General features: G+C 62.3%; 16 protein-coding genes and 2 pseudogenes. 11 read left to right on the top strand and 7 right to left on the bottom strand.

Translation table 11 applies throughout. The features are described from left to right. Positions 1–27: 27 nt before the first annotated feature. Positions 28–468, bottom strand: coding sequence for a hotdog fold domain-containing protein (locus tag I5961_RS17240; protein WP_085699226.1), 441 nt, complete (start codon positions 466–468; stop codon positions 28–30). A gap of 155 nt (positions 469–623) precedes the next feature. Between I5961_RS17240 and I5961_RS17235 the strand changes: the two genes are divergently transcribed. Continuing rightward, entirely contained in the window at positions 624–1,250 is a 627-nt protein-coding gene (locus I5961_RS17235) for a TetR/AcrR family transcriptional regulator (RefSeq protein ID WP_227232922.1), read from the top strand. Positions 1,251–1,500: 250 nt separating this feature from the next. Here the strand turns inward: I5961_RS17235 and I5961_RS17230 are convergent, their stop codons facing one another. Further along, positions 1,501–2,619 (bottom strand): P1 family peptidase, encoded by a 1,119-nt coding sequence (locus tag I5961_RS17230; protein WP_227232921.1) that lies wholly within the window; start codon positions 2,617–2,619, stop codon positions 1,501–1,503. A gap of 40 nt (positions 2,620–2,659) precedes the next feature. After that, positions 2,660–3,763: pseudogene (locus I5961_RS17225) on the bottom strand (polyamine ABC transporter substrate-binding protein). A 112-nt stretch (positions 3,764–3,875) separates the two neighbouring features. On the opposite strand from I5961_RS17225, the gene I5961_RS17220 reads away from it, so the two are divergent. Beyond that, positions 3,876–4,649: a helix-turn-helix transcriptional regulator gene (locus tag I5961_RS17220; RefSeq protein WP_227232920.1), complete on the top strand. Its 774-nt coding sequence runs from the start codon at positions 3,876–3,878 to the stop codon at positions 4,647–4,649. A gap of 5 nt (positions 4,650–4,654) precedes the next feature. On the opposite strand, the gene I5961_RS17215 is transcribed toward I5961_RS17220, so the two are convergent. Further along, on the bottom strand, positions 4,655–5,596 hold the full coding sequence (locus I5961_RS17215) for a class I SAM-dependent methyltransferase (RefSeq protein ID WP_227232919.1): 942 nt from the start codon (positions 5,594–5,596) through the stop codon (positions 4,655–4,657). 188 nt (positions 5,597–5,784) lie between these two features. On the opposite strand from I5961_RS17215, the gene I5961_RS17210 reads away from it, so the two are divergent. Further along, entirely contained in the window at positions 5,785–6,198 is a 414-nt protein-coding gene (locus I5961_RS17210; RefSeq protein ID WP_085699232.1) for a response regulator, read from the top strand. 78 nt (positions 6,199–6,276) lie between these two features. Beyond that, the gene (locus tag I5961_RS17205; protein ID WP_227232918.1) at positions 6,277–6,945 is read left to right on the top strand and encodes an HAD family hydrolase; all 669 of its coding nucleotides are present in this window, start codon (positions 6,277–6,279) and stop codon (positions 6,943–6,945) included. Here the strand turns inward: I5961_RS17205 and I5961_RS17200 are convergent. Continuing rightward, a complete protein-coding gene (locus I5961_RS17200) occupies positions 6,939–7,598 on the bottom strand; it encodes a methyltransferase family protein (RefSeq protein ID WP_085699234.1) in 660 nt (219 codons plus the stop codon). The two genes, I5961_RS17205 and I5961_RS17200, sit on opposite strands and share 7 nt — an antisense overlap. 363 nt (positions 7,599–7,961) lie before the next feature. Here I5961_RS17200 and I5961_RS17195 point away from each other — a divergent pair. The 3 genes and pseudogenes from I5961_RS17195 to I5961_RS17185 all read left to right on the top strand — a co-directional run. Continuing rightward, positions 7,962–8,069 (top strand): annotated as a pseudogene (locus tag I5961_RS17195) (aldo/keto reductase); the annotation flags it as partial. 32 nt (positions 8,070–8,101) lie between these two features. Further along, entirely contained in the window at positions 8,102–8,899 is a 798-nt protein-coding gene (locus tag I5961_RS17190) for an SDR family NAD(P)-dependent oxidoreductase (RefSeq protein WP_085699235.1), read from the top strand. Between the two features lie 25 nt (positions 8,900–8,924). Beyond that, positions 8,925–9,335, top strand: coding sequence for an SRPBCC family protein (locus I5961_RS17185; RefSeq protein WP_085703202.1), 411 nt, complete (start codon positions 8,925–8,927; stop codon positions 9,333–9,335). A gap of 127 nt (positions 9,336–9,462) precedes the next feature. On the opposite strand, the gene I5961_RS17180 is transcribed toward I5961_RS17185, so the two are convergent. Beyond that, complete coding sequence (locus I5961_RS17180) at positions 9,463–10,857, bottom strand: sensor histidine kinase (RefSeq protein ID WP_085699238.1); 1,395 nt, start codon at positions 10,855–10,857, stop codon at positions 9,463–9,465. Continuing rightward, positions 10,835–11,518 (bottom strand): response regulator transcription factor, encoded by a 684-nt coding sequence (locus I5961_RS17175; protein WP_007952956.1) that lies wholly within the window; start codon positions 11,516–11,518, stop codon positions 10,835–10,837. The genes I5961_RS17180 and I5961_RS17175 overlap by 23 nt, the downstream gene beginning before the upstream one ends. Positions 11,519–11,815: 297 nt before the next feature. Here I5961_RS17175 and I5961_RS17170 point away from each other — a divergent pair, with 297 nt between their 5' ends. From I5961_RS17170 to hcnC, 4 genes are all read left to right on the top strand, one after another. After that, entirely contained in the window at positions 11,816–12,754 is a 939-nt protein-coding gene (locus tag I5961_RS17170; RefSeq protein WP_085703201.1) for a hypothetical protein, read from the top strand. Between the two features lie 406 nt (positions 12,755–13,160). Further along, positions 13,161–13,475: a cyanide-forming glycine dehydrogenase subunit HcnA gene (gene hcnA / locus I5961_RS17165; RefSeq protein ID WP_085605085.1), complete on the top strand. Its 315-nt coding sequence runs from the start codon at positions 13,161–13,163 to the stop codon at positions 13,473–13,475. Further along, positions 13,472–14,881, top strand: a complete 1,410-nt coding sequence (gene hcnB / locus I5961_RS17160; RefSeq protein WP_227232917.1) for a cyanide-forming glycine dehydrogenase subunit HcnB — start codon at positions 13,472–13,474, stop codon at positions 14,879–14,881. Before hcnA ends, hcnB begins: the two co-directional genes overlap by 4 nt. Continuing rightward, positions 14,874–16,133 (top strand): cyanide-forming glycine dehydrogenase subunit HcnC, encoded by a 1,260-nt coding sequence (hcnC, locus tag I5961_RS17155; RefSeq protein WP_227232916.1) that lies wholly within the window; start codon positions 14,874–14,876, stop codon positions 16,131–16,133. Before hcnB ends, hcnC begins: the two co-directional genes overlap by 8 nt. The last annotated feature ends 34 nt before the right edge of the window (positions 16,134–16,167 follow it).

Here is a 16,167-nt window from a genome sequence, read left to right as displayed (position 1 = left end):
AGCAAGGGCTTTTTTGTGCCGGTGATATCAGGACAGTTTCACGTTCATGGTGATGCGCGCCGTAAACACTTTCTTGCCCTCGGCATCATGGACATCCACCGGCACGATCTTGTCGCCTTCGGTCTGCCAGTCCAGCCCGTCGCCATTGGCCACGGCGGTCACGTCGGTCTTGGCCTTGGCCAGGTATTCGACGGTCATGCCTTTGGGAATCCAGCGCGCGCCGGCGGGAATCGACACGTCGGTCATCATCCCGGCCGCCAGTTCGGCGGCATTGCACAGGGCGATGGCATGCACGGTGCCGAGGTGGTTGGTGATCTCGCGGCGAAACGGCACTTGTACTTGCGCCGAACCGGCGCGCAATTCAGTCACCAGCGGGTTGATGGTGCTGAAGTACGGCGCGACCTGGCAGGCCATCTGGCTGAACGCCTGGGAACCGACGCTGTTGAACATGCTGAGAAACTGACTCATGGAAGAAGCCTCGCGGTTAGAAATTTACAGAATGATGTTCCGTTACAGAATAATGTTCTGTAACGGAACGGTATTCTGTCCGCGGGAAATCTGTCAACCTGTGCGCGTTTCGATGACCGGCACCGATGTGCCCTTTACCCGGATTTTCAACGCCCATGGACACCGCAGATCTACTCGAACGCAGCTACCCCGGCCGCCGCGCCGAACTCAAGCGCGACATCTTTCGCAAGGCCTTGCGCCTGTTCAACGAGCAAGGCATCGAGGCCACCACCATCGAAATGATCCGTGCCGAGTGCGACACCAGCGTCGGGGCGATTTACCACCATTTCGGCAACAAGGAAGGACTGGTGGCCGCGTTGTTCTTCACCGCGCTGGAGGATCAGGCGCGCCTGCGTGACGCCTATCTGGCGCAGGCGACGACCACCGAAGAGGGCGTGCAGGCGCTGGTCTACAGCTACGTGGATTGGGTCGAGAACCAGCCTGAATGGGCGCGGTTCCAGTATCACGCGCGTTATGCCGTGACCCGGGGCCCGCACAAGGATGAACTGGCCGAGCGCAACAAGACCCGCAATCTGGGCCTGCGCAACTGGCTGGCCGAGTCCGGACGCGCCGCTGAACTCAACGAGTGCCCGGCCGAACTGTTGCCGTCGCTGATCGTCGGTCAGGCCGACAGCTATTGCCGGGCGTGGCTGTCCGGGCGAGTGCAGGGCAGCCCGAAGGCGTATCGCGAATTGCTGGCCCAGGCCGCATGGCGTTCGATCCGTCGCGAACCCGAACGCTGATTTTCAGAGACAAAAAAAGAGCCTCAAGACTCTTTGATGGGGAGGAAGTAGAGCCCGCGAGGCTCAAGATGCGCATGAAGCCAGGTGCGGGCTTGATTGGGGTTCAGAGCACCCGCACCTACGCAGCAGCCTGGTGGCCCAGGCGATTGCGTAACTCCATCGTAGGAAGGTGAGGTTATGTGCTCAAGTACCGTCAGTCACCTGCATTTGAGGCGCGGGCGGCTCCCTCCACCCCAGGGGCATCAGCGTGTCAGCGAGCGCCCGGCCAGCCGGCTTTTTCGAGGGCTGCGAGCAGGGTGGCAGCATCCAGCCCCGGCACCGAATGCCCGTTGCCTTCGGTACTGTCGCTGGCCAGCAAGGCGTTGATGATCGCTTCTTCCACCGCCTCGGTCGCCGCCAGAAACAGCTCGCTGATGTGGTCGTTGTTGACCATGCGCAGGCCGTCGCAGATCGGTGCACCTTTGCCTTCATAGGCGGCGGGCGGAACATGATCATTGCCGGTGGCGAAGGCGATGAAAATGTCGCCGCTGTGATCCTCGTTGCCGCCGCCGGTGCGCGCCAGACCGAGGCTCGCCCGTTGCGCCAGCCGCGTGCATTGATGCGGCAGCAACGGCGCATCGGTGGCCAGGCACACGACGATCGAGCCCATGCCCGGATGCGGCAACGAAGCGCGCAGGAACGGCGAATCCGCCTGTTCCATGTAACGCCCGACCGGGTAGCCGTCGACCCGCAACTCGCTGCGAATCCCGTGGTTGGCCTGGACGATGGCGCCCACCGTCCAGCCACCCTGAGCCTTGCTCAATCGGCGTGATGCGGTGCCGATCCCGCCCTTGAATTCATGGCAGATCATGCCGCTGCCACCGCCCACCGCGCCTTCCTGCACAGGGCCGTCAACGGCATTGTTCAGCGCTTCGGCCACATGTCTGGGCTGCACATGAAAGCCGTTGATGTCGTTGAGCAGACCATCGAAGGTTTCCAGCACTACCGGCATGTTCCAGTAGAGCCGACCGTCGTCCGGTTGCTGCTCGCGATCCAGTTCGATCAAGGCATCGCGCACCACACCCAGGCTGTGGGTGTTGGTGAAGGCGATCGGACTGGTCAGCAGGCCGGCCTCACGAATCCATTCCAGCCCTGTGGCATCGCCGTTGCCGTTGAGTACATGAACGCCAGCGAAACACGGTTGCGCGTTGGTCGAACCGACGCGGGGTTCGATCAGGGTGACGCCGGTGCAAATGTCACGACCGCTGGCGCTGCGGCCGCGCACGTTGCTGTGGCCGACCCGTACGCCGGGTACGTCGGTGATGGCGTTGAGCGGGCCGGGCTGCAATTGGCCGATGCGGATATGGAGATCGCGGGCACGTGGTTTCATTGATGTTCTCTCTATTGGAAGGCAGTGATTTGAACAGTTGTTACTGGCCATTCTTGATCTTGCTCCAGACCCGCGTGCGCACTCGCTCGGTGGCTTTGGGCAATGGCTCGAGGGTGTACAACGTGGCCATCGCCGTGGCGGACGGGTAAACCGCCGGGTTGTCGCGAGTGGTCCGGGCAACCAGTGCCGTGGCGGCGCGATTGCCATTGGGGTAGGAAAGGTGATCGCTGACCGGCGCAATCACTTCGGGCCGCAGCAAATAGTCAATGAACGCGAGACCTTGAGCCGGATGCGGCGCGTCCTTGAGCAACACCAGCGTGTCGAACCACACCGGCGCGCCTTCCTTCGGCAGGCTGTACTGAATTTTCACGCCGTTGCCGGCCTGCTCGGCGTTGGTCTTGGCTTCGAGCATCGCGCCGGACCAGCCGACTGCCACGCAAATGTTGCCGTTGGACAGATCGCTGATGAATTTCGAGGAATTGAAATAGGCGATGTGCGGGCGCAGTTTCAGCAGCAGCGCTTCGGCTTTCTGATAGTCCGCGGCGTTGGTGCTGTTCGGCGGCAGGCCGAGGTAGTGCAGCGCGACCGGGAGCATTTCCGACGGCGAATCAAGCATCGCCACGCCTCATTCGCCGAGCCTGGCCAGGTTTTCTTCCTTGAACACCAGATCCCAGGAATCCACTGGCGCCTTGTCGCCCAGCAAGGCACGCACCTTGTCGACGTTGTAGCCGATGCCGTTGGTGCCCCACAGATACGGCACGGCGTACTGGTTGCCGGGGTCGTTGTTGGCCAGTTTGCCGAGCAGATCGTTGTCAAGGTTCTTCCAGCCCGGCAGTTGTTCGCGGGGCAACGGGGCGAGGGCGCCGGCCTTGATCAGGGTCGGCAGGCTGAAGTTGCTCGCCACCACCACGTCGTAGCCGCTGCGGCTGGTCATCAGTTTGCCTTCCAGCACCTCGGCGCTGTCGAAGGTGTCGTAGACCGGTTCGATACCGCTGTCACGCTTGAAGTCATGCAGGGTGTTCGGGCCGATGTAGTCGTACCAGTTGTAGACATGCACGCTCGGCGCATCGGCCGCCTGCGCACTCAGCGCTGCGGACAAAACGCCCATCAGCCCCAGGTTGATATACCCACGATGACCACGCATGATGCGGCACTCCTGGCCTGTTGGCAGGCCGGTGATGAACAGGAGTGGTCAGCCTATCGGGCGGGCCGCACCGCACCCATTCCCATCATGGGTTACTCAAAAGGGGTAGTGCGTGGACGCGTTGCTGCAGGAATTGCCGGTGCATCAGAGCCTGTCGCGGGTGTTCGCAACGGTCGGTCAGGACGGTTTCTGGCGGGCGCTGGTGGATACGCTGCGGTTGCTGGTGCCGCTGGACAATGCGCTGGTGGCGGTGATGCAGGCGGGGCGGGCGCCGCAATTGCTGATCGACTTCGACAGCCAGGGTCGCGCCGACGAGCAGGAAGAACTGGCCGGTTACTGTGCCGGCATGTACCTGCTTGATCCGTTCTATCAGGCCGCCGTCGCCGGGATCGCCGACGGTCTGCACAGCCTCGCGGCCGTGGCGCCGGACCAGTTTCTGCACAGCGAGTACTACCAGAGCTACTTCCGTTCGGTGGTCGGCGCGGATGAGCTGCAATTTCTGGTCAATCTCGATGACGGCGTGCTGGGCTTGTCGATGGGCCGCTCGACGGCGTTCAGTTTGCAGGAGCAGGGGCGCCTGCTCTGCGTGCGGGACTGGGTGCTGTCAGCGATGCGCCGGCATGTGCAGTTGATGCCGCCGCAAGGCGCAGCGGTCGAGGCGCCGGTCGGTGATATTGCGGCGCTGCTCGACCGCTTCGACGCCCGCCTGACTGTGCGCGAAATCGACACGGCGCGCCTGATTCTCCAGGGCTTTTCCAGCAAGGCGATCGCCCAGCACATGAACATTTCGCCGGAGACCGTAAAGGTGCACCGGCGCAATCTCTATCACAAGCTCAACGTCACCGGGCATGGCGAGTTGTTTGCGCTGGTATTGCGCCCGCGCTGACGGGGTCAGCCGATCTGCTTGAACAGCAGCGCCTTCAGGCCGCTTTCAGGATCGACATCGGGAAACTCCGGCGGATTCTCCAACCTTTGCTCGAAGCGCAGGCTTGGCGCTTCCTGGGTTACGCCGTCGATCAGGAAGTCCGAACCGAACGAAGGATCGTTCATGCACGCCAGCACCGTGCCTTGCGCGGTGAGCAGTTCCGGCAGACGACGCAGCACACGCCGGTAATCCTTGGTCAGCAGAAAACTGCCTTTCTGGAACGACGGCGGGTCGATGATCACCAAATCGTACGGGCCGCTGTTGATCACCTTGCCCCAGGATTTGAACAGGTCATGGCCCAGGAAACTCACCTTGCTCAGGTCATGCCCGTTCAACCGGTGATTGTCGCGGCCCCGGCTCAGGGCGGCGCGGGACATGTCGAGGTTGACTACATGGCTGGCGCCGCCCTCGATGGCCGCCACCGAGAAGCCGCAGGTGTAGGCGAACAGGTTCAGCACCCGTTTGCCCGCCGCTTGTTCGCGCACCCAGTTGCGGCCATAACGCATGTCGAGGAACAGCCCGGCGTTCTGCTTGCGGCCCAGGTCCACGCGGTATTTCAACCCGCCCTCGACGATGGTCATTTCGTCGATCTCGTCCCCCAGCAGCCATTCGGCGGTGCTTTGCGGCAAGTAACGGTGCTGGATCAACAAAGTATGGGCGCCGGATTGCTGCCATTGCTCTGAATCGGTGATCTCCAGCAACAGACGTTTAAGGTCTTCCAGCTGCGAAGCCTCGGGCTCCTTGAACAGCGACACCAGCACCACGCCCTGCAGCCAGTCCACGGTGACTTGCTCCAGCCCCGGCCAGCAACGTCCGCGCCCATGGAACAGGCGCCGGGTTTCGGTCGGTGCCGACGTCAGCGCCGTGAGCAGATGGGTGTGAAGAGTGGCGAGGGCTTGAGGGTTCATCAATCGGAATCGGCCAGCAAAAGGGCGGGCATTTTAACCACAAACAGGCCGTGACGAGGGCTCGCCGACCGACGTTATCGAAAAGACCTGTATCTAAAATGAATTTCTGTACAAGGTGTCGCTCATACCAGATAAGCAGCGGGTTCAATCCGCTGAAAATGTTCATGTTGTTCAGGGAGTGCCAGTTCATGTGTCCAGTTCCGTCGTCGAGCGCGCACCTTCCTGACGGGTTGATTCTGGTAGTGGAAGACGATCCGTTGATTCTGGAGTTTCTGTGCGAAATTCTTCAGGAGGAAGGTTTCAAGGTAGAGCCGCAGACCAGCGCCGATGCGGCGTCGCAATACCTGGAGGAGCACGCGCCGGAAGTCGCGCTGTTGCTGACCGATATCACTATGCCCGGCACGCTTAACGGCGCCGACCTGGCCAATCTGGTCGGTGATCGCTGGCCGGACAAACCGGTGATGGTCATGTCCGGCTATGAAACACCGGAAACCTCGGGCGTGAAGCATCCGGTGGCGTTCATCAAGAAGCCCTGGGCCATCGGGCAGTTGCTCGATTGCGTCGACGGTGCGTTCAAATCCAAGGCGCCGCGGCTGCACTGAAGCGTCTCGCAAGTGCTACATTGCCGGGCATCGTTGCCCGGCCTTTTGCGAGCGGGCCCTTTGCGAGGAAGTAATCTTTTGTCTGCTCACGATGCTGTTTTCAATCGCGCGTTCGGCGCGTTCCTGTTCGACATGGACGGCACCGTCCTCAACTCCATTGCCGCTGCCGAGCGAATCTGGTCCGCCTGGGCCGTGCGCCACGGGGTGGACGTCGACACGTTCCTGCCGACCATCCACGGAGCGCGCGCCATCGACACCATCACGCGTTTGAACCTGCCGGGCGTGGACGCCGAGGCGCAAGCGGCGTTCATCACCGAGGCGGAAATCGAAGACGTCGAAGGCATTGTCGAAATCCCCGGTGCGGCGGCGTTTCTCAAGTCGTTGCCGGCGGATCGCTGGGCCATGGTGACTTCGGCGCCTCGGGACCTGGCGTTGCGGCGGATGGCGGCGGCAGGGATTCCTGAACCGACGGTGATGGTCACCGCCGAGGACGTGACCGCTGGCAAACCTGATCCGGCCGGTTATCGGCTGGCGGCCAAGCGTATGGGCCTGGAACCGGCGGACTGCCTGATCTTCGAAGACGCCACCGTCGGTATTCAAGCCGCTGAAGCCGCCGGTGCGCTGTTGATGATCATCACCACGACTCACCAGCATCCGCTTGAAACCGCCCACGCGACCATCGCCAGCTACCGCGACCTCACGCTGAACATCGACAGCGACGGCCAGTTGCGCCTGCAACCTCAATAAACACCGGGCACCAAGCGCCAGCTGCGCGCGCAATAGGCGTCGTATTCGGCGCCGAACTGCGTGCGCAGCAAGGCCTCTTCGGAGTGGATGCGGGCGATCAGCGGGATCAGCGTCAGCGCTGCCAGCAACAGGCCGACCACCGAGCGAAACGCCAGCGCCCAGCCGATCGCATTGATCACCAGCCCCAGATAACTGGGGTTGCGCAGATGCCGATAAATGCCCTCGGTCACCAGCCGATGCCCCGGCTGAATCGCCACCAGCCCGCTGAACCGATTGCCAAGCACAAACACCGGCCACAAGCGCAACACGCCACCGACAATGAACAGCAACGCTCCCAACCAGCGGGTGCCTTCGCGGCCGATGGTCCAGAAACCGATGCGGTCGCAGTAAGCCGGCAGAACGGCACTAACGAGACCGATCACCGCGAACGCCGGAATCACCCAGCGATTGGCCCGATCCTCGCGTTCGCCGGTGCTCAGGTTCACTTCCGTGAACAGCGACGCCACCACCATGGCCAGCGTGGCCAGCGCCACCACGACCAGCGCCCCGTGAGAAAAAAACACCGCCACGCCACCGATGCCCCACATCGCCAGGCCCAGATAGGCAAGGGTGGCGAGCACTGCGACCACGGTCATTTGCGCTGACATTTTCATAGGCACCTCACGGCTGTTCCGTTCAGTGTAGATCCCGGCACGATCCCCGGCGTTTAACCGCTGGCAGGGCCGTGGTCCAAACTCCAGGCTGAGACCTTCCGATCATCCGATTCGCCGCTTCGGGAGTCCGCCATGCTGTACATCCGCACGCCGCTGATCGTCCATCCAAGTCTGTCGACCGCATCCCGGCGCATCTGGCTGAAGCTGGGAAACTAGCAAACGTGCGGCTCGGGGGTGAGTATCAGTGCGCAACGGTTGGGGGAGTGGGCGCGGATGGGGATTTGAGCGCTCAGGGATTGCGCGTTGACCGCCGGCTCCGTCCAGCTCCACCGCCCACTTCAATTCCCCACACTCGAAATCCACATCGCCGCAATCCATGGCGTCGATATCAAGGCGACTGCACTACAATTCTCGCTGGCCGGTCCGGCCGGTTTCTGGCAGGCCATGCGTGAAGCGAAACGGGTGTCCTGACGTGCACCATTACCCATTGATGAGGTGAAAGCATGAAGATCGATCTGAGCGGAAAACTGGCGATTGTCAGCGGCAGCACGGCGGGCATCGGTTTGGGCATCTGCCAGTCGCTGGCCGAGGCAGGCGCTACGGTGGTGGTGATCGGTCGCGACGCGGCCAAGGTCGAGCAGGCGCTGGCAAGCATTCGCGACAAGGTGCCGGGCGCGCAACTGCGCGGTCTGACGGCGGATCTGGGCACGGCCGAAGGCGCGCAGAAACTGTTCGCCGCCGAACCGAAAGCCGACATCCTGGTGAACAATCTCGGGATTTACAACGCCGTGGATTTTTTCGACGCGCCGGACGATGAGTGGACGCGCTTTTATGAAATCAACGTGATCTCCGGCGTGCGCCTGTCGCGGCATTACGTACCGGCGATGGTCGAGCAGGGCTGGGGCCGGGTGATTTTCCTGTCTTCGGAATCCGGCGTGGCTACCCCGGCCGACATGATCAACTACGGCGTGACCAAAAGCGCCAACCTCGCGGTGTCCCATGGCCTGGCCAAACGCCTGGCGGGCACCGGGGTGACGGTCAACGCGATCCTGCCCGGGCCGACCTTGACCGACGGAGTCGAGGAAATGCTCAAGGATGCCGCCGCCGAGTCTGGCCGCAGCCTGCGGGACGAGGCAGACGCGTTTGTTCGCCGGGCCCGTCCGAGCTCGATCATCCAGCGTGTGGCGGATGTCGAAGAGGTCGCGCACCTGGTCACCTACATCGCTTCACCGCTGTCCTCGGCCACCACCGGCGCCGCGTTGCGGGTCGACGGCGGCGTGGTCGACAGCCTGACTATCTGAATTCATTGAGAGAGACTTTTCATTTATGGCAACAGCATCGGCAACGATCGACATCCCGGCTTCGGCCGATCAGGTCTGGCAATTGATTGGCGGCTTCAACACCTTGCCGGACTGGCTGCCGTTCATTCTCAACAGCGAACTGAGCGAAGGCGGGCGCGTGCGCACTTTGCAAACTGCTGACGGCGCGGTGGTGGTCGAGCGTCTGGAGACGTTCGATAACGCGGGCAAAACCTACAGCTATTCGATTCTGCAGGCACCGTTTCCGGCCACCGATTATCTGGCGACGATTCGTGTTGAAGCCCAGGGGCAGGGCGCGCGGGTGACGTGGTCGGGGCGCTTCACGGCCAAGGGCGTGAGCGATGAGGAAGTGGTGGCGTTGTTCAGCGGCGTCTATCAGGGCGGGCTCGAAGCGCTGCGCGCCAACTACCCCACCTGAGTTTGTTGATCGTTCCCACGCTCTGCGTGGGAATGCCTCAAGGGACGCTCCGCGTTCCAGCTCTGGAAGGGACGCGGAGCGTCCCGGGCTGCATTCCCACGCAGAGCGTGGGAACGATCTATGAAGGTCAAGCCTGTGAAATCAGGCTCTGCCGACAATCCAGCACCAGCTTCGCCCCGCCCAGATCGCTGCGTCCCACCTCAAGGCTGAACCCGTGCAGGTTGACGATCGCCGCGACGATCGACAGCCCCAAGCCAAAACCATTTTGCAGTTGCCCGCCCTCGGCGCGGTAGAAACGCTGGAACACCGCCTCCCGCTCGGATTCGGGAATGCCGGGGCCGGAGTCATGCACTTCGATCCGCGTATGCCCCGCATCATTGACCCCGCGCAACACCACCGTGCCACCGGCCGGGGTGAACTTGATCGAGTTGCTCAACAGGTTCGCCAGGGCTTCAAACAGCAACGCCCGGTCACCGTTCAGCATGGGCAGGGTTTCTGGCATGTTCAGCTCGAAACGCAGCTCGTCGTCTTCGGCCAGCGGCAGATAGAATTCGTGCAGTTCCTGCAACAACAACACCGGATCAAGCTCGACAAACCCCGAGCGCCGCTGACGATCCTCAAGTTCCGAAATTCTCAGCAACCCGCGAAACCGTGCCATCAGCGTATCGGCCTCGGCCAGCACCAGATCCAGTTGCGCCGCTTCCGGCGAGCCTTCGCCGGCCTGTTGCTGCATGCGATACAACTGCGCCCGCAAACGGGTCAGCGGGGTGCGCAGGTCATGGGCGATGTTGTCGCACACGCCTTTGACTTCATTCATCAGGCGCTCGATGCGATCGAGCATGGCGTTGACGATGGCGGCGAGCATGTCCAGCTCATCGCGGCGATTGGACAGCGGCAAACGGTGAGTCAGGTCGCCGGCGACAATCGACTGGGCGCTGGCCTGGATCGCCCGAATCCGCCGCAGCGGCCGACGGCGCAGCAAATGCCAGCCGATGATCCCCGGCACAATCGTCAGCGATACGCCCCAGAACAACGCATGCAGAATGATTTTCGTCACCGCGAACAGCGAACCGTTGTCCCGCAGCAGCACCAGCCAGCGGCCGTCGCGGGTCGGGGTGGCGACCGCGTCGCAACTGTCATTGGGCAGGGTCGGATCGTCGGAGTCGGCGCATTCACTGAGCATGTGGATCTTGCCGTCCAGCGGCAGCCCTTCGGGGATCTTCTGCAACGCGCCGCCGAGGTAGCGGTGCTGGGCGTCAAACAGGCCATAGGCGTCGATGCCGCGAATGTCGAAGGTCATGCTGGCGGCGAGCGCGTCTTCCAGTTGATCGCCGCGAAAGTGCGAAAACAGATGCTGACGTTGCATCAGCGAATGCTTGGCGAGGTTGTCGAGATAACCGGAAACCTCGAAGTACATGACCCCCATCAGGATCGCACTCCACGCCACGAACAACGAACTGTACAGCGCCAGCAAGCGGCTGCTGGAGGAGCGCCAACCGTCAGACGGGTTCGGCAATGACATAACCCGAGCCTCGCACTGTGCGGATCAGCGGGACATTGCCCGGCGGGTCGATCTTCTTGCGCAGGCGGCCGATGTGCACGTCGATCAGGTTGGTGCCGGGATCGAAGTGATAGCCCCAGACTTCCTCGAAAATCATCATCCGCGACAGGATCTGGCCGCTGTTGCGCATCAGAAACTCCAGCAATTTGTACTCGGTCGGCAGCAGCGTCAGCACCTGTTCGGCGCGACGGGCTTCGTGGCTGATCAGGTCGAGTTGCAGATCCGCCACCTGCAAGGTGGTCGGTTGGGCGCCGTTGCTGTTCTGCCGGCGCAGCAACACTTCAACCCGGGCGGCCATTTCATCGGTGGCGAACGGTTTGGTCAGGTAGTCATCGCCACCGGCGCGCAAGCCGCGCACGCGCTCGTCGACGTCGGAGAGGGCGCTGATCATCAGGATCGGTGTGGCCACGCCCATGGTGCGCAGGGTGGTGACGATGGCCAGGCCATCGAGTTCCGGCAGCATGCGGTCAAGGGTGATCAGGTCGTAGTTGCCGCTGACGGCGCGGTCCAGGCCTTCACGGCCGTTGTCGACCCAGTCCACGTCGAGGCCGTGGCTGCTCAGTTCGGCGACAATTTCCCGGGCGGTCACGGCGTCGTCTTCGATGGTCAGGATGCGAGTCATGGTGGGCCTGCTGGTCTGTTCAAACGCAATGGCAGCATTTTGCCAAGATTTTGCGCTGGCGCTTTAAATTAACTTTCATGTTTTAGCGGATAGAAACGCGATGGCGCGGCTTTTGTGCCAATGCATAAAACCCGCTGATATCGACCCGTTGTTGCAAATTGCATGGTCCTGGGAAGTTCATAATTTTTAACTGATTGAATTAAAACGAATTATTTAATGTTGGCGACTGGCACGGTCACTGCAATTCCTCTGATGACGAGTTGTAACACCATTTTTCATCCCTGGAGCACTACAACAATGAATAGATCCTCTGATGGGTTTTATCCTGCCTACGAAGGAGAGTCGAGCAACGTCTCAGGGGTGTCCTGGGGCGCGATTTTCGCAGGGGCTGCCGCTGCAGCGGCACTGTCGCTGATTCTGGTGCTGTTGGGTTTCGGTCTGGGCTTCTCCGCCGTTTCACCCTGGGCCGGTGAGGGCGTCAGTGCCAAGGGCCTGGGCATTTCAACCATCATCTGGCTGGCCGCCACACAAATCATCGCTTCGGGACTGGGTGGCTACATCGCCGGTCGCCTGCGGGTGAAATGGGCCAACATGCACGGTGACGAAGTGTACTTTCGCGATACCGCCCATGGCTTCCTCGCCTGGTGCGTAGCAACGCTGGTTACCGCGACGCTGGTGGTCGGTTCGGTCAGCAGCATCGTCAGCGGCGGTGTGCAGGCCGGTGCAAGCGTTGCCGGTGGCGCAGCCAGTGCGATGACCCAAGCAGCCGGCACCGCAGCGTCCAACACTGACAGCGATCAGTACGGCTACTTCGTCGACAGCCTGTTCCGCGACGATCGTCCCGCCGCCGTCAGCGATGACGCCGCCCGTGGCACCGTGACCCGGATCTTCGCCCAGAGCCTGGCCAACGGTCAGCTCAGCGCCGAAGACCGTAGCTACCTCGCCCAACTGGTCGCCCAGCGTACCAACCTGACCCAGGCCGACGCCGAACGTCGGGTCGATGAAATCTACGCCCGCACCCAGAAGGCAATCGCCGACGCCAAGGTTAAAGCGCAACAAGCTGCCGACACCGCCGCCAAAGTCGCTGCCTGGACTTCGCTGTGGATGTTCATCGCACTGCTGGCCGGTGCGTTCTTCGCCAGTCTCTCGGCCACCTTCGGCGGTCGCCGCCGGGATGCGGTCGAGTACGTCGAAGTCGAAACCTACACCACGACCACGCTGCCGCCAGTCCGTTAATCAAGGAGAACCACCATGCGCTCACTACTGCTGTTTTTCCTCGGCGTTCCAATCCCGATCATCATCCTGATCGCCCTGTTCGTGCACTGATTACTTGAGGCATATGCCTTGGCCGCTTCCACCTTCGGGTTGAAGCGGCTTTTTGCTGTCTGCGCGAGCCGAAGGCGCAGAACCGACCAGTCATTTCCATGGCGTGGATCAATATTCGTCGGCGCAATATCCCCTACCGTGAAATTTCTAGGCCCTTGCCGCTGGATCGACTACATTGCTTGCGCGCACTTTGCTGCGCGAGCAGGAATAACCTGCCGGCCCGATAGAGAGCGATAACCCCCACGAGCCGGCGAGGTGTAGTGCAGCAAGGAGCTGTTTCAACCTCACCTGAACCTTTTCACGGATGATCATTGCAATGCACTGCCTAGAAAGAACCTTCGATATCCAGCCTTTGACGCAGGCGGATATGACTGTCCACATCAACGGCCAGCCGGTCACCGCCGCCATTGGCGAAACCGTGCTCAGCGTCATTCAGTCCCTCGGCGTGCGCCAGGTCGCGCGCAACGATCACAACCAGATCAGCGGTGCCTATTGCGGCATGGGCGTGTGCCAGTGCTGCCTGGTGAAAATCAATGGCCGGCACAAGCGCCGCGCCTGCCAGACCGTGGTGCGCGAGGGCATGTTGATCGAAACCCAGGTCAACCGTATTCACGGGCAGGAGGTGGTATGAGCCCGCATCCGGTGATCGTCGGCGGTGGCCCGGCGGGAATGGCCGCAGCCATCGAACTGGCCCTGCACGGGGTGCGCTGCACCTTGCTTGAAGAAGCTTCGCGTCTTGGCGGCGTGGTCTATCGCGGACCGCTGCGTGACGGGGTGCAGCTGGATTATCTGGGGCCGCGTTATTCCGAGGCGCTGGGCAAATTGCACGGTGATTTTCAGGAGCAGTCCGGGCTGATCGACGTGCGTCTCAACCACCGCGTGGTCGGCGCCGAAGGCACGCGCTCGCTGGTGGTGCTGGACGGCGACGAGCGTTTGCACGAAATCCGATACCCGCAGTTGCTGCTGGCCGCCGGTTGCCACGAGCGCAGCGTGCCGTTTCCCGGCTGGACCTTGCCCGGTGTGATCATGCTCGGCGGTCTGCAATTGCAGATCAAAAGCGGCGTGGTCAAACCGCAGGGGCCGGTGGTGATTGCCGGCACCGGGCCGCTGTTGCCACTGGTGGCGACCCAGTTGCACGCCTCGGGCGTCAGTGTGGCGGGTGTCTACGAGGCCTGTGCGTTCGGCAAGATCGCCAAGGAAAGTCTGGCACTGCTGAACAAGCCGCAGCTGTTCCTCGATGGCTTGAGCATGCTCGCTTATCTGAAACTGCACGGCATCCCGATGAACTACGGCTGGGGCGTGGTCCAAGCGCACGGCGAAGGCGAACTGAAAAGCGTCAGCGTGGCGCCGTACTCGGCAACGTGGGAGCCGGACATGAGCCGCGTCGAACGCTTCGAAGCGAAGACGCTGGCGGTCGGCTACGGCTTCATTCCGCGTACGCAGCTGAGTCAGCAGATGGGCCTGGATCACGGCTTCAGCGACGACGGCTACCTGCGCGCCAATGCCAACATCTGGCAGCAAAGCAGCGAGCCCCACGTGCATCTGGCCGGTGACATGGGCGGTATTCGCGGCGGTGAAGCGGCGATGCTGGCCGGCAAGATCGCGGCGACCTCGATCCTGCTGCAACGCGGTGTGCTGGAGGAGGAACTGGCGCGAGTCCGTCGCGACCGTTACCTGGGCAAACTCAAAGCCATCGTGCGTTTCCGCGCGGCGGTGGATCGCTACACCGAACGCGGCGTCGGGCAGACCGCATTGCCGGCCGCCGACACGGTGATCTGCCGCTGCGAACATGCGACCCGCGCCGACATCGACCGCGCCCTGGAGCAGGGCGTACAAGACATCGCCAGCCTGAAAATGCGCACCCGCGTGAGCATGGGCGATTGTCAGGGGCGGATGTGCGTCGGTTATTGCAGCGACCGCTTGCGTCAGGCCACCGGGCGCAAGGATGTCGGCTGGCTGCGACCGCGTTTCCCGATCGATCCGATTCCTTTTTCCGCGTTCCAGTCCCTCGGCACGGAGGCCGTTTCCCATGAGTAAGTTCTATGACGTGGTCATCGCCGGCGGCGGTGTGATCGGTGCGTCCATCGCCTATCAGTTGTCCAAGCGCAAAGACCTCAAGGTCGCGTTGATCGACGCCAAGCGTCCGGGCAACGCGACCCGCGCTTCGGCCGGCGGCCTGTGGGCGATTGGCGAGTCGGTGGGGCTGGGCTGCGGGGTGATTTTCTTCCGCATGATGTCGGCCAACCGCAAGCGCGAAACCCAGGGCGCGGCGGTGGCGGTGGACTCCAGCACGCCGCACATCCTGCCGCCGTCGTTCTTTGATTTTGCCTTGCAGTCCAACGCGCTGTACCCGGCGCTGCACCGTGAGCTGAAAGACAATCACGGAATGGATTTCAAGTTCGAAAAGACCGGGCTCAAATTCGTCATTTATGACGATGAAGACCGGTTGTACGCCGAGCACATCGTCGGCTGCATCCCGCATCTGGCCGATCAGGTGCGCTGGCTTGATCAGGCTGCATTGCGCGAGTCCGAGCCGAGTGTCAGCCATGAAGCGCGCGGTGCGCTGGAGTTTCTCTGCGACCATCAGGTCAGCCCGTTCCGCCTGGCCGACGCCTACACCGAAGGCGCCCGGCAGAATGGCGTGGCCATGTTCGTCAACACCAACATCACCGGCGTGCTGCACCACGGTCGGCGGGTGACTGGCGTACAGACGGCCGAAGCCGGGGTGTTCCACTGCAAGACCCTGATCAACGCCGCGGGTGCCTGGGCTGCAGACTTGAGCGAATGGGCGACCGGCATCCGCATTCCGGTGAAACCGGTGAAAGGTCAGATCCTGCTGACCGAACGCCTGCCGAAAATCCTCAACGGTTGCCTGACCACCAGCGATTGCTACATGGCGCAGAAGGACAACGGCGAAATCCTGATCGGCAGTACCACCGAGGACAAGGGCTTTGACGTCACCACGACCTGGCCGGAAATCGCCGGGCTGGTGCAGGGCGCGGTGCGTTGTCTGCCGGAACTGGCGGACATCAACCTCAAGCGCACCTGGGCCGGGCTGCGGCCGGGCTCGCCGGACGAGTTGCCGATTCTCGGGCCGATGGCCGGAGTGGAGGGTTATCTCAATGCCTGCGGGCATTTCCGCACCGGCGTGCTGACGTCGGCGATTACCGGAGTGTTGCTGGACAAACTGGTCAACGATGAACCGCTGCCGCTGGACATCACGCCGTTTCTGGCGGATCGGTTTGAAGTGGCGCCGGCCAAAGAAGAGAGGGAGCTGGAGATGGCCTGAACCTGTGGGAGTTTCCCACCTGATCGTTCCCACG

It is taken from the genome of Pseudomonas sp. IAC-BECa141 (assembly GCF_020544405.1).
Lineage (GTDB): Bacteria > Pseudomonadota > Gammaproteobacteria > Pseudomonadales > Pseudomonadaceae > Aquipseudomonas.
The sequence above is the reverse complement of the archived record's forward strand: the minus strand, read 5'-3'. Positions and strand labels throughout refer to the sequence as shown.

Bases quoted from the DNA above. Each gene is read 5' to 3' on its own strand.
- I5961_RS17240 (WP_085699226.1), bottom strand. From the start codon at position 468: ATGAGTCAGTTTCTCAGCATGTTCAACAGCGTCGGTTCCCAGGCGTTC.
- I5961_RS17235 (WP_227232922.1), top strand. From the start codon at position 624: ATGGACACCGCAGATCTACTCGAACGCAGCTACCCCGGCCGCCGCGCC.
- I5961_RS17230 (WP_227232921.1), bottom strand. From the start codon at position 2,619: ATGAAACCACGTGCCCGCGATCTCCATATCCGCATCGGCCAATTGCAG.
- I5961_RS17215 (WP_227232919.1), bottom strand. From the start codon at position 5,596: ATGAACCCTCAAGCCCTCGCCACTCTTCACACCCATCTGCTCACGGCG.
- I5961_RS17210 (WP_085699232.1), top strand. From the start codon at position 5,785: ATGTGTCCAGTTCCGTCGTCGAGCGCGCACCTTCCTGACGGGTTGATT.
- I5961_RS17200 (WP_085699234.1), bottom strand. From the start codon at position 7,598: ATGAAAATGTCAGCGCAAATGACCGTGGTCGCAGTGCTCGCCACCCTT.
- I5961_RS17190 (WP_085699235.1), top strand. From the start codon at position 8,102: ATGAAGATCGATCTGAGCGGAAAACTGGCGATTGTCAGCGGCAGCACG.
- I5961_RS17185 (WP_085703202.1), top strand. From the start codon at position 8,925: ATGGCAACAGCATCGGCAACGATCGACATCCCGGCTTCGGCCGATCAG.
- I5961_RS17180 (WP_085699238.1), bottom strand. From the start codon at position 10,857: ATGTCATTGCCGAACCCGTCTGACGGTTGGCGCTCCTCCAGCAGCCGC.
- I5961_RS17175 (WP_007952956.1), bottom strand. From the start codon at position 11,518: ATGACTCGCATCCTGACCATCGAAGACGACGCCGTGACCGCCCGGGAA.
- I5961_RS17170 (WP_085703201.1), top strand. From the start codon at position 11,816: ATGAATAGATCCTCTGATGGGTTTTATCCTGCCTACGAAGGAGAGTCG.
- hcnA (WP_085605085.1), top strand. From the start codon at position 13,161: ATGCACTGCCTAGAAAGAACCTTCGATATCCAGCCTTTGACGCAGGCG.
- hcnB (WP_227232917.1), top strand. From the start codon at position 13,472: ATGAGCCCGCATCCGGTGATCGTCGGCGGTGGCCCGGCGGGAATGGCC.
- hcnC (WP_227232916.1), top strand. From the start codon at position 14,874: ATGAGTAAGTTCTATGACGTGGTCATCGCCGGCGGCGGTGTGATCGGT.